At 39.7% G+C, this 12,773-nt stretch carries 10 protein-coding genes and 1 riboswitch; of the genes, 1 reads left to right on the top strand and 9 read right to left on the bottom strand.

What is annotated here, in order from left to right:
* Positions 1–275: 275 nt before the first annotated feature.
* From SB775_RS13030 to hutG, 5 genes are all read right to left on the bottom strand, one after another.
* On the bottom strand, positions 276–1,592 hold the full coding sequence (locus SB775_RS13030) for a Na+/H+ antiporter NhaC family protein (protein ID WP_410861834.1): 1,317 nt from the start codon (positions 1,590–1,592) through the stop codon (positions 276–278).
* A 192-nt stretch (positions 1,593–1,784) separates the two neighbouring features.
* Positions 1,785–1,892, bottom strand: a riboswitch (SAM riboswitch).
* A 323-nt stretch (positions 1,893–2,215) separates the two neighbouring features.
* A complete protein-coding gene (locus tag SB775_RS13025) occupies positions 2,216–2,887 on the bottom strand; it encodes an SOS response-associated peptidase (protein WP_410861833.1) in 672 nt (223 codons plus the stop codon).
* Between the two features lie 60 nt (positions 2,888–2,947).
* Positions 2,948–3,103, bottom strand: a complete 156-nt coding sequence (locus SB775_RS13020) for a hypothetical protein (protein ID WP_155727292.1) — start codon at positions 3,101–3,103, stop codon at positions 2,948–2,950.
* Positions 3,104–3,383: 280 nt separating this feature from the next.
* The gene (gene gltS, locus SB775_RS13015; protein WP_061462884.1) at positions 3,384–4,589 is read right to left on the bottom strand and encodes a sodium/glutamate symporter; all 1,206 of its coding nucleotides are present in this window, start codon (positions 4,587–4,589) and stop codon (positions 3,384–3,386) included.
* Between the two features lie 29 nt (positions 4,590–4,618).
* On the bottom strand, positions 4,619–5,575 hold the full coding sequence (gene hutG, locus SB775_RS13010; RefSeq protein ID WP_289320517.1) for a formimidoylglutamase: 957 nt from the start codon (positions 5,573–5,575) through the stop codon (positions 4,619–4,621).
* Between the two features lie 123 nt (positions 5,576–5,698).
* On the opposite strand from hutG, the gene SB775_RS13005 reads away from it, so the two are divergent.
* Complete coding sequence (locus tag SB775_RS13005; protein ID WP_410861832.1) at positions 5,699–6,589, top strand: LysR family transcriptional regulator; 891 nt, start codon at positions 5,699–5,701, stop codon at positions 6,587–6,589.
* Between the two features lie 174 nt (positions 6,590–6,763).
* Here the strand turns inward: SB775_RS13005 and ggt are convergent, their stop codons facing one another.
* From ggt to SB775_RS12985, 4 genes are all read right to left on the bottom strand, one after another.
* Positions 6,764–8,839 carry a gamma-glutamyltransferase gene (gene ggt / locus SB775_RS13000; RefSeq protein WP_289320519.1) on the bottom strand — a complete coding sequence of 692 codons (2,076 nt, stop codon included), beginning with the start codon at positions 8,837–8,839 and terminating at the stop codon, positions 6,764–6,766.
* Between the two features lie 239 nt (positions 8,840–9,078).
* Positions 9,079–11,073 carry a TRAP transporter permease gene (locus SB775_RS12995; RefSeq protein ID WP_289320520.1) on the bottom strand — a complete coding sequence of 665 codons (1,995 nt, stop codon included), beginning with the start codon at positions 11,071–11,073 and terminating at the stop codon, positions 9,079–9,081.
* Positions 11,066–11,572 carry a DUF1850 domain-containing protein gene (locus SB775_RS12990; protein WP_061462879.1) on the bottom strand — a complete coding sequence of 169 codons (507 nt, stop codon included), beginning with the start codon at positions 11,570–11,572 and terminating at the stop codon, positions 11,066–11,068. The genes SB775_RS12995 and SB775_RS12990 overlap by 8 nt, the downstream gene beginning before the upstream one ends.
* 84 nt (positions 11,573–11,656) lie before the next feature.
* Complete coding sequence (locus SB775_RS12985; protein WP_061462878.1) at positions 11,657–12,631, bottom strand: TAXI family TRAP transporter solute-binding subunit; 975 nt, start codon at positions 12,629–12,631, stop codon at positions 11,657–11,659.
* Between the last annotated feature and the right edge of the window lie 142 nt (positions 12,632–12,773).

The raw sequence follows: 12,773 nt of genomic DNA, 5'->3' as shown, positions 1-12,773 counted from the left end.
TGCATTAAGCTAACCACTACTACTGCCTTCATGATTCGGGACTTCCACCCTATAGATTGCACCCATGCCGGGCGCACGAAAATAAGCCTGAACCAGAATAAATGGTTCAGGCTTATTTTTATTAGTTTAAACTAATAACCTTATTCATAAATATCTTTTTTCATACCAAAATATTTTTGGTCGCATCTCGTTGCCAAACGGCAATTTTATGGTAATAGTCATAACAACACCCTGAATCCAATGATTCAGGGTGTTGTTTCAAAATTATTCTCATTTTAAGAAGTACGTTTCTTCGCTTCATCATTTCCCGCCTGAAACCGTGGAAAACCAATCAAGATGGCAATAATTCCACAAATCCCAATAAGTATTGGGTAATAAGAATATGGCAAGATGCTTATAGGGGAAATCTTTGCTACCCCTGCTGCAACAAGGAGCTGTGCCCCATATGGAATCAACCCTTGGATGCAACAGGCAAAAACGTCAAGCAAGCTCGCCGATTTACGTGGATCAATCCCATACTTCTCGGCAATATTTTTGGCAAGTGGCCCGGCAATGATAATCGAAATCGTGTTATTTGCCGTTGAAAGGTTCGTCAAACCAACAAGCCCGGCAATGCTGAATTCCGCTCCTTTTTTTGATTTGCTATTTCGGGTCACAAGGTGGAGTAAATAATCGATGCCACCATTATGTTTGATTACAGCTACCATACCTGCAATTAAAATGGCAAGGAAGGAGATTTCATACATTCCCGCCATACCTTCCCCAACCTTTTGAATGACACCCAACGGTTGATAACTTCCATCAGCCAAGCCGATAATTCCGGCAAATACAATTCCGATGGAAAGGACCAGGAACACATTGACTCCTGCCAATGCAGTGATCAATACACAAAGATATGGAAGGATCTTCACCCAATTATAAGCATGTTGGGAAATGTCGGCTTGTTCACCCATCGTTAAAATTCCTAGGATGGCACATGTGATGATGGCCGCAGGTAAAACGATGAAAAAATTCACTTTAAACTTATCCTTCATTTTCGTTCCCTGTGTTCGAACTGCAGCGATTGTCGTATCCGAAATGAAGGATAGATTATCACCAAACATCGCACCACCAATAACGGCCGCCATTGAAAGGGCAAGCGAAATATCTGTTTGCTCACTAATTCCAACCCCAATAGGTGCTAGGGCAACAATCGTTCCCATGCTTGTCCCCATAGATAAAGAAATAAAACAAGCAATAATGAAAATCCCTACCATTAATAGATTTTGCGGAAAAACAGCTAAGGCAAGATTCACTGTTGATTCAACTGCCCCCATGCCATTTGCAACCTTGGAAAAAGCGCCAGCCAAAAGGAAAATGATAACCATTAACATAATATTGGAGTCCCCGGCACCTTTACAGAAGATTTCAACCTTTTGATTGAAAGTCTCTTTCCGATTCATTGCCAATGCAGCTGCTGATGCGATAGAAATCGCTACAATCACCGGAAATGAATAAAAATCTTTAGTGATGATTCCGGAGCCAATAAATAAAATTAAAAAAACGACAAATGGGATCAATGCCCAGGGATTCCCTTTATTGTTTGCACTCATGATGAACACCTCTTTTTATTTTTCGCATGACATGTGTCACAGCCCTTATTCTTTTAACAGTTTTTGCAAATAACGCTAATAATAACCTGATATGCCCACTAATGGAATCAACAGCTTTAAAACTGTCGGCATAAAAAAAGACCTCTTCCTTTAAACAACAAGAAGAGGTCTTTTAATTTATAAAAAACGCCCCCCTTATCTTTCAGGCAAAAATTAGCCTGCTGGATTTGGCACAGCACTCCTATTAAGTCTGCTGCCGAGACATCTTCGGGCCAGTCCCTCCGTCTCTCTTGATAAGAAGATCTACATTATATAATTTATCAAATATTACGATATCCACCAGAAAAGTACCAGACTGGAAACTCGCCGAAACCATCTGAGTTTGTGAAAGTGACATCGAAAGCCATATTGAAAAGCAAATATAAGAGTACAGCATTTTATGTATTTTCGCAAGGTTTAGTTTTAAAGAATTTCACATGTGGACCTTAATATAATAAAGGGCCTTTTACATGTGCAGTAAATAAGGTTTTTTCAATAATGATGTACTTGTTATACTATGATCCAAATCCTGTCTTTTATCAGGAAGGAACTTAAAATAAAAAGAGGTCTAAAGAAAGGACCTCTCAGCAAATTTGTTGTATCAGGTTAGGTGAATTATTTTTAGTTGAGTTCACATCAGTCGATACCTCAAATGCTTCCATCTGTTCAGGATCGAATGATTTTAAATACTGCTGCAGATATGCAGGATCATTAATGGATGGATTCAACCAATCTTTTTCATCTTCAGGTTTTAGGATGACAGGCATACGATCATGAATGCTGGTCATTAGCTCATTAGGAACGGTCGTTATAACTGAGCACGAATAAATGTTGATGCCCTCTGGAGATTTCCAAGATTCCCAGAGACCGGCCATACCAAATGGAGCATGATTCTTAAGCTTTATTCGCATGGGTATTTTTCGCTCGGGTCCCTTCTTCCACTCATAAAAGGAATCAGCGATTATCAAGCATCGTTTCTTCTTATACGCATTCTTGAAGCTTGCCTTCTCAGCAATGGATTCCGCTCTGGCATTGATCATTTTGTAGCCCACTTTTTCATCTTTTGCCCAAAAAGGAATGAGTCCCCACCGAAGATATCCAAGTCGATTCCTAGTCCCGTCATTAATGACGGATAGCACGGAGTGGGAAGGTGCAATATTGTAACTGAATTGGTATTCTTCATCAAATGATCCTTGAATATCGAACCGGTCTTTTATTTCTTCAATGTCAGTGAAAAGGGTGAAACGTCCGCACATAATATCGCCTACCGTTTTAAGATTTATTACAGTGTAACAAATGGAACGGGCAGGTACAAATCAGCGTTCTAAAATCCTGATGTCGGTAAATGGTTGATTGAATAATTCGCTGGAAATCAAAAGTGTTCCAAGGACCTCTCTTTCATCTTCAGCTTTAATGATTTCCGACAAAATTAATGTACTGCCATTCCTGACCGTTACATTATATTCATTCATAGGATCCCCCCTCATAATGCTAGATGGTTGTTATTATAAACCAAAAACCTACAAGTATCATTATTGACCTTAAGCAGAGTCGTGGTTAATCCACTAATGAGGAGCCTATACAGTGGCTCCATTAAACTTGATTACCCTTAAGATTAATCACCCGAAGCAATCCGAGACCCTCATTTCATAGTAAAGGAAGCTTGTAATCTTCCATTTGCATTCAAAATAACTTATAGATAAAAAAGACTGTCCATGAATGAAATCAAAGACAGTCTGGTCAGAAGGTTTTTCACTTCAACAAATTTATACTGGTAATGATAATAGGGATAGCAAAAAGGTCGATGAGGAATGCCCCTACGATCGGTACGATAAGAAATGCCCTTCTCGAAGGACCAAATTGACCTGTAATGGCAGACATATTAGCCATTGCGTTGGGAGTTGCCCCTAATCCATGTCCGATAAAGCCACCAACCATGACAGCTGCATCATAATTCTTACCTAGTAATCTGAATAATACCAATGTACCAAGAAGTACTATGAAAAATACCTGGACGAAAACAATTAGAAGCATCGGCAATGCCAAATCGGCCACTTCCCATAGTTTTATGCTCATTAAGGCCATAGAAAGAAAAATCCCCAATGTTACGTCTCCGATTAGATCGATGCTTTTCATATCCACAGCTTCTCTTTTAAAACCATCAAGAATATTTCTAACGATAACCGCTACAAACATTGCTCCTACATAGCTTGGCAAAACAAAACCGGTTGAACTCGAGAAAAGCTCTCCTAAGTAAGAACCTGCTGCCATACAGAATGTTATGATCAGAATCTGGATCATGAAGTTTTGGGCGTTGATCCCCTTGGGTGAATCTCCGTTCGCTTCCACGGCTGCTGCCACTTCATCATCAATATCCGCTTCGGATGGCTGTAATTTATACTTAGTGATTAAATATTTAACGGATGGACCACCAGCTAACCCGCCTGCAACCAAGCCAAAGGTTGCTGCTGCAAGTCCAATGGATAAAGCGGAACTAACCCCAAGATCTTCAATTGTCCCGCCAAATGCAGTAGCTGCCCCATGGCCTCCTTCCATCGAGATGGGGCCCATTACTACTCCTAATAAAGGCTCTAAATCAAGTACGGTTGCAAGTGAAACTCCTATCATACTCTGAAAAAGAGCCAGGGCGCCGCAAGCCAGCCAGTAAATGACGAGCAGTTTCCCACCTAGCTTAACAAGTTTAAAGCTTGCCCCTAACCCTACAGTTGTAAAGAAAGTAAGCATGAAAAGGCTTTGTAAAGTAGTATCCAATGTTAAATTGATCAATCCAGCCTGTCTGAAGATTGTCACAAGTATCGCGAACAATAATCCTCCCACTACTGGAGCCGGTATGCAAAACCTTTTAAGGATGGGAATCTTCCCAATTAACAGTCCACCCGCCAAAAGCAGTGATACGGCGAGAAATAAAGTTGTGATTTGATTTAATTCCAGATTCATCGTATGTCTGCCCCCAGATGTATAATTTATTATTTAAAATGCAGCAATACCTCATTTATTAAATGTGCTGCCAATGTAACGGTTTTATTATTTTCGTCCAACGAAGGATTCACTTCCGCGATATCAAAGGAGAGGATCTTTTCGTTTGATACGACATGCCTAATAATGGCACGGACCAATTTCGGATTCAGTCCAAATGGAGAGGGTGCACTTACCCCTGGTGCGTAGGCTGAATCAATAACGTCAGTACATAATGTAAGAATGATGAAGTCATTTTTTTTAACGAATTCATTTATCCGCTGCTTGGTTTCATTCATTTCGTTCAATGACAAATCTTCTTCCAATATGTAGTCGACCTTACTCCTCTCAGCAGTTTTAAACAGGGCCTTCGTATTTCCCTGTTTCTGAATTCCGACACATAAATATCCACAACTTTGATCTTCGTCCAAAATCTGTTTAAACATCGTTCCTGATGAACTTTCTTTTTCATAAGGCCTCATATCAAAGTGAGCATCAATATTAATAATCCCCAATCTAGCCTTTGGTCCAACGTATTTCCTTATCCCAAGATAATGACCATAAAGGGTTTCATGTCCTCCGCCAAGTATGATAGGAATCGCTTTACTCTCCAATATCTGGGCAACAGCTGATCCCAGTTGAGCTTGGGCATCCTCCATCTCTGAACCTTCACAGATTACATTTCCAGCATCCACCAGTTCGGTTTGGGAGGATAAATGACATGGTAATTTCGCCAAGGACTGCCTTATATGATCAGGACCCTCTGCAGCACCAATCCTGCCTTTATTTCTTTTGACGCCTTCATCACATTTGAAGCCAATCATTCCAAAGGTTCTGGATGCTTTGGGAGAGGTGTTTAATTCCGAAATCGGTGACAAACGCACTCTTTGGTGGTACCTGAAGCTGTCCATTTCAGAATGGGAATCAATCCTTCCATTCCAATAATCTAAAATCGGTTTATTATACATAATTTCTCCTTTATTAAAAAAATTCTGAAATATCTTTTTTAAAAATTATAATTGAGATAATATATAATTACCAATACAAAATTTTAATATATCTATAGTTTTAAACTATAGAAAGGAGAATATATGGATCTTCGCCAACTACGTTATTTCACTACCGTTGTCCAGGAAAAGAATTACTCTAAAGCTGCTAAAATACTGCATATATCTCAACCTTCCTTAAGTAATGCCATAATGAAATTAGAAAAAGAAGTTAGTTTTCAGCTTTTGGAACGTAATACAAGGGGACTTGAGCTTACGGAAGCAGGGGGGATTTTTTATACGAGATCTGTGGATTTGTTAAGAAGATTCAATAATTTTCAAGTGGAACTTGAGGAGATGAAGCATGTTGGAAGTGGAACAATATCTATAGGTTCCATCGAATCATTCAAAATCTGGTTCCCGAAGATAATCAGGAATTTTAAAATCAATTATCCTAATATCCATTTCAAAGTCAGGGAAATATTGGGGGAAGAAAAGGTTATCGAATCGTTAAATCGGTTTAATGTTCATTTCACCATCACGAACCAGCCAATTAACCATGAGAAAATCATATCTGCACCCCTATACAATGAAAAATTCGTGCTTTTGGTCCATAAAGATGATGAATTAAACGAAAAAGAGTCTATCACTTTCCAAGACCTTGCAAAGAAAGAATTGATCATTAGTACAACTGGATTTCAAACAAGAGATGATATCTTAAAAGCATTCAAGCATGAAAAGGCACTTCCCAATATTATTTACGAAATAGAAAGACTTGAAACAGCTTGCAGTTTGGTGGAAGAAGGACTTGGTGTTACAATTTTACCGGAAAGCTATGTAAAATCCGTTACAACAACCGATACTTCAATCCGTGCAATAGAATCTAATTTTTTGGAAAGGACTGTATACCTGGCATACTTGAAAGATCGATATCTGTCACCTGCGGTATGTAAATTAGTTGAGGAGATACATCGCTTTTTTAATGAGAGTGATTGAATCGACTAACTAAAAAAGCAAATCTTCACTGAAAAAATGCACAAAAAAATATTCCCCTTTCTGCACAATGCACAAGGGGAATATCATTAGTCTGGACCGTTTCACTTCCAATATCCTTCTTACATCTTTTTAAAGGAATCCCTGTCTGGACTGGTTATATTAGTCAGGATGAAATCAATTCGTGACGCTACCATCATCGTCGGGATCTTCAAAATCCGCTGGATCTTTTTCCAATAGTGCCTCTTTGTCTGTTTCGTTCCATTTTGTTTTATATCCTAACGATTTCGCTACTTTTAACACCGGTAAATACGATTTTTTATCTGGTTCATATGTTCCTAAGTCACCTGCTCCAATTACACCCAATCCAAGTAGCAATTTGTCTGATTGGATATAGGGTTTTTCATCTATCAGTTTCATTTGTTCAGCAGTATAGGGATAAACGGCTCCATTCACCTTTAAGGTAAACGGTCCTTTCTTTTCTTCTTTTATTTCTTTTGGCTTTTTAGCTTTATAGGAAACATCATACACTCCTTGAACAGTTCCTTCTCTCGTATTGTCGGCTCCTCCATACATTTTCCCTGTTTCATAATCAAAAATGACAGCTTGCACATTACCGATATGTTGGGGTTTTTCTTCATAAACATGGCCTTTTGCCATTAACTCCAGCCTTGTATTTTGTTCAATTCCCGGTTCCCATCTAACTGTAGGATAACCAGCAGAATAAATACGTGGAGCTAGTATGGCATCTTGAATTCGCATATGATGATCAAGCACATTCATAATCGTTTCAGATACCGATGCTATTATCGTCGCTCCGCCTGGTGAACCAATGGCCATGAAGGGATTGCCATCTTTTAATACGAAGGTCGGGGACATACTGCTTCTTGGTCTTTTTCTTGGTTCCACCTGGTTAACGCCCCCCGGTGTGGCATCAAAATCCGTCATTTCATTATTAAGCATGAATCCATAATCAGGTACCATGATACCCGATCCGAATACTTGCTCGATTGTAGTCGTATAAGCAACCATATTTCCCCACTTATCCATTACAGAAAAGTGAGTCGTTTGTCCGATCGGGGTCTGCTCTTCCTTAACGTTCTTCATTGAAGTCGGTTCTTTGCCCTCATACTTCCATGGATCGCCTGCTTTGACATCAACTGTTGATCTATTTGGATTAATGAGTTTTCTTCTTTCTTTTATATAATCTTCATCCAATAGTCCTTTAGTAGGTACATCATAAAAATCTTCATCTGCCATATAGGCAGCTCGATCGGCATATGCGAGATGCATGGCTTCCGTTAGATAATGAAGATACTCAGGGGAGTTAGCCCCCATCTTTTGTACATCGTATCCTTCCATAAGCTTCAGGATTTGTTGGATCGTCAAACTGCCTGAACTTGGTGAAGCTGCACCCACCAATTCAAAGCCCCTATATTCCGATCTAATTGGTTCTCTCTCTTTCACCACATAGTTTTCCAAATCCTCTTTTGTCATCGTTCCTTCACGTTTTTGAACTTCTTTGGTAAGTGCTTCTCCAATTTCACCTTTATAAAAAACGTTAGAACCTTGTTCTTTTATTAACTTAAGAGTCTTTGCCAGATCTGGCTGAACGAGGGTATCTCCCTCTACCAATGGTTTTCCATTTGGCACAAAAACTTTTGCAGCCGCTTGGTTATTTTCAAGTTTTTTTACATTTTCGTCGATATATTGAGCTGTCGCCCAATTGACTTTTACCCCTTTTTCAGCTTGTAAAATAGACTGGTCGATAACTTGAGATAATTTCAATGTTCCATATTTCTCAAGAGCAGTTTCTACCCCTAAAAGTGTTCCGGGAACTGCAACCGCTTTCCCAGATATGTGCCGTTTACTAAAAGGTATAGGTTTTCCCTTTGAATCTAAAAAAAGTTCAGGCGTAACATTTTGTGGTGCCATTTCGCGACTATCGATCATCGTTATTTTATTTTCCTTTTTATTGTAGATCATCATAAAACCACCGCCGCCGATTCCAGACATCATTGGCTCAACTACATTTAACGATAATTGAATGGCAGCTGCTGCATCGACTGCATTTCCACCTTGTTTTAGTATCTTTATACCCGCTTCAGCTGCTAACGGATGAGAAACTGATACGATTCCATTTGTAAAACCCTTTCCCATTGACTTATCCACTCCGGGGACACTTGCAAAAGCTGGTGTGATCATACAAAAGAAACTGAAAGTAACTAAAATAAAACTTTTTAAAAATTTCATGAATTAGTCTCCTTTCAAAAACAAAATTGGGATTTCACCATACGGCAAGTGGATATACGGATGACCCTCGATCTGCAAGTCGGGAATATACTGGTTAATCTCTAAATTGAAGCAGTATGCACATTCCCTTTGGCTGTTAGATAAGTTCTCTCAATGATGATTCAATTCAAAAAATCACCCCCCTGAATTTTCACCATGACTCTTCACTAACCTTTACATCCGGATTGAAAATTGAAGCCTCAACTTTTCTCTATACTTTGCTTATGTTCCAAGATATTGGGGCTGTCGTATTTGTCGCTCTTTCCAAGATATTGTAAAGCCAGCAATACGATAAATGTAGTTAACCCAACGATGTCCGATATCGTTTCAGGATAGATTAATAGTAAACCAACGATTATAGCGAGGATTCTTTCTATCCAGTGCATTCCCCTCATCCAGTAACCTATAACTCCAGCACCAATTGCAATCATGCCTGACAGCGCTGTAAGAACGACCCAGGCGACCTCCAGCCAAGTTGTATCGATCATTAGTAATTGTGGAGAGAGAACAAAAATATACGGAATGATAAATGCAGCAATAGCCAGTTTTGATGACTGTATCCCCGTTTTTATCGGTTCACTGCCCGCTACCCCTGCCGCTGCAAATGCCGCTAATGCAACTGGAGGAGTTATATCTGCTATAATGCCAAAATAGAAGACAAATAGATGTGCAGATAAATCAGGGACGCCAAGCAAAATGATCGCAGGTGCTGCAATCGTCGAGGTGATCACATAGTTGGCAGTTGTAGGTGATCCCATTCCTAAAATAATTGCCGCTACCATCGTTAGCATCAGTGTTGGAATTAAATATCCACCAGAGAAATCGATTAATCCATTTGCCAATTTCAGCCCAAGCCCTGTTTTCGTAACTATTCCTACAATAATGCCGGCTGCTGCGGTTGCAGCAGCAACCGCAAGTGCAGTCCGGGCTCCATCCACTAATGCATAAATGATATCGATGAATTTCATGCGGACATCCTTGTTTATGAATCCTACAAGAACTGAGATAAGAATGGAATACAAGGCTGCATGTGTAACCGTTATATTCAGCATGAGCAGGAAGATAATGGCGATGATCGGAATTAACAAATAAAGTTTACTGATCACTTCCTTTTTATTTGGCATTTCTTCTTTCGTTAGTCCACGTAATCCAAGTCGTTTCGCTTCAAAATGGGTCATGATCCAAATTCCTGAAAAGTAAAGGATAGCTGGAATCGTAGCCGCCTTTGCTATATCCCAATACGTAATCCCATTCCCAATGAATTCAACCATTAAAAATGCCGCCGCCCCCATGATCGGAGGCATTAATTGACCGCCAGTAGACGCGGCTGCTTCCACTGCCCCTGCGAATTCCTTCTTGTATCCAAGATTTTTCATCATCGGTATTGTAAAGGATCCTGAAGTGACAACATTAGCCACAGAGCTTCCGCTGATCGTTCCTTGCAGAGCACTGGAAAAAATCGCAACCTTCGCAGGTCCCCCTATCCTTCTACCGGCAATAGACGTTGCAAGATCATTGAAGTATTGCCCGACACCCGTACGGACAAGAAAGGAACCAAATAATAAAAACAGGAAGATGAATGTCGATGAAACAGCTAACGGTGTACCTAAAATGCCCTCTGTCGAGAAGAACATCGTTTGCACCAAACGTTCCAGCGTTAAACCGCGATGAGAGAGGAATCCTGGCATATACTGACCAAAAATCCCATAGAAAACGAATAATAAAGCAATGACCATAATAGGAAGCCCTACTGCTCGTCTAGTTGCCTCTAAAACTAGCAGAATGGCCATTAAACCAACCGCAAAATCCACAGCGCCTAAACGTCCTACATTCATGACGATATCTTCGAAAAATAATGGCCAATATGCACCTACGCCTATACTAAGGATCGCTAAAATGATATCGTACCAAGCAACTTGAAATTTTCCTTTCTGACGCTTCTTCCGGTTTGCAGGAAAAAGTAAAAAAATCAAGGAAAGTGCAAACCCTAAATGTATCGTCCGTTGGATTTGTGCTGTAAAAACACCAAAAATAGCAGTATATAATTGGAATAACGAAAAAGCTAAGAGTCCAAAAAATACAATGTGTCCCAAGACGCCGGTTAATTTCCTTGTCCCTGCTTCAGGATCGTACTTTTCCAATAATTCCTGTTGTTCCGCTTCGGTTAAATACTGCATTTTTTCCTTATCAGCCATGAATCTTCACTCCTTTCAACTGTTCCCATATTGAAATTCTTTCCGATGAAATCCTGACCCATGTTCCTGGCTTAATAAAGTCTGCCAATGTATATGTTTTTTTATCATAAACTAATCGATGGTTAGCTCTAACTTGCCCTACACGTAAATCTATATAAGCGAAATTGCGATTCATATTTTTTATGAAGTAGATACCATCTTTCTCTTCAAATACTTCCTCCCCCTCTGCATTAGAAGGCATACCGACCGCAAAATCACTATAAGCAAGTTCGGTTTGTTCGATTTGCTTATCGGATAAACGATATGATTCCAGTACCTCCGAGAGGTGGATGGAGTGTGTATACTTAATCTGGAAGTTTTTTTCTCTTTTCAATGGCAAGTACGCGACTAATTCCCCTTGGTCCTGGTAGGAAAATGCAATTACATGCTTATACGGAAAAAATAATAGAAAAGCGATGATCAGAGGTGTACCAAAAGCCATGAATATCTTGAATTTCATAGGTACCCCTTTCAAAATCTGAAATCCCATTCAGAAAAAACGAGGCCGATAGGCCACATATTGCGAGCTACCGACCAAATTTCATTACTTGGAAACACCTTTTTCTTTAAAGTATTTTGCAGCGCCAGGGTGAATTTCCATATCCCCTAATCCTTCAAGTGCAGTCTCTGCTGTAATGAACTTGCCCTTGGCATGTGTGATTTTATCCGTGTTGTCATATACCGCTTTTGTCATTTCATACACTAAATCTTCATCAAGATCCTTTGTAACCACTAACATTGCTTTAACAGCAACTGTTTTAACATCGGATTTGATTTTATACGTACCGCTTGGAATTGTGTCTTCTGCATAGTATGGGTATTTTTTAACCAACTCTTGAATCTTGTCCTCTGCAATAGGCAGGATAATAATATCATTTTGTACGGATAGCGCATCAACCGCACCAGTTGGTGTACCGGCCGTAATGAAAGCTGCGTCAATACTTCCAGCTTGGATTCCTTCCGTCGACTCATCGAAAGAAAGATTTTGTCCTTTAATATCTTTCTCAGTCAACCCATGGATCTCCAGGATTTGCATTGCATTGATGTAAGCACCAGAACCCGGTGCACCTACTGATACCTTTTTACCTTTCAAATCCTCGACTGATTTAATTCCACTCTTTGCCGTCGTTACAATTTGAACCGTTTCAGGATATAAAGAGCTGATCGCCTGTATATTGTCTATAGGCTTGCCATCGAACATTTCTTTTCCTTCAAGTGCATATGCGGCGATATCCGTTTGCGAAAAAGCGATTTCAGCTTCTCCAGCTCTTAAAGTTTCCATGTTTTCAGCCGAGGCACCAGATGTCTGAGGTGTTATTTTCGCTTTTGTTTTATCAGAAATGATTTTTCCAATTTGTCCCCCAAGTGGATAGTATGTACCTCCCGTTCCACCAGTCAACAAACTCAGGTTTTGGTTTCCGCTGCCGGATACTTCTTCCTTACTGTCTCCGCAGGCCGTTATAATACCGGTCACTGTCAGAATCATAACCAATAAAAAGTACTTATTAAACTTTTTCATAAAACTCCCCCCCATTGTTTTTCATCATCTGCAAGAGATGATACTATTATTATTCTACCGACCACCCCACTTTTCCTTTTTTTTGCAAAATTAGACACAATAACTAAAAGTCCCACTATCGATTAAAAAGTTTTATTTATCT

This window comes from Peribacillus sp. SIMBA_075 (assembly GCF_046534585.1).
Note: the sequence above shows the minus strand (reverse complement) of the source record. Positions and strands in the feature narration are given on the sequence as shown.

Coding starts and splice junctions, on each gene's coding strand:
- SB775_RS13025 (WP_410861833.1), bottom strand. CDS start 2,887: ATGTGCGGACGTTTCACCCTTTTCACTGACATTGAAGAAATAAAAGAC.
- SB775_RS12990 (WP_061462879.1), bottom strand. CDS start 11,572: ATGAAATTCAAGATATTCATGGCTTTTGGTACACCTCTGATCATCGCT.
- ggt (WP_289320519.1), bottom strand. CDS start 8,839: ATGAAATTTTTAAAAAGTTTTATTTTAGTTACTTTCAGTTTCTTTTGT.
- SB775_RS12995 (WP_289320520.1), bottom strand. CDS start 11,073: ATGGCTGATAAGGAAAAAATGCAGTATTTAACCGAAGCGGAACAACAG.
- SB775_RS13005 (WP_410861832.1), top strand. CDS start 5,699: ATGGATCTTCGCCAACTACGTTATTTCACTACCGTTGTCCAGGAAAAG.
- SB775_RS13020 (WP_155727292.1), bottom strand. CDS start 3,103: ATGAATGAATATAATGTAACGGTCAGGAATGGCAGTACATTAATTTTG.
- hutG (WP_289320517.1), bottom strand. CDS start 5,575: ATGTATAATAAACCGATTTTAGATTATTGGAATGGAAGGATTGATTCC.
- gltS (WP_061462884.1), bottom strand. CDS start 4,589: ATGAATCTGGAATTAAATCAAATCACAACTTTATTTCTCGCCGTATCA.
- SB775_RS13030 (WP_410861834.1), bottom strand. CDS start 1,592: ATGAGTGCAAACAATAAAGGGAATCCCTGGGCATTGATCCCATTTGTC.
- SB775_RS12985 (WP_061462878.1), bottom strand. CDS start 12,631: ATGAAAAAGTTTAATAAGTACTTTTTATTGGTTATGATTCTGACAGTG.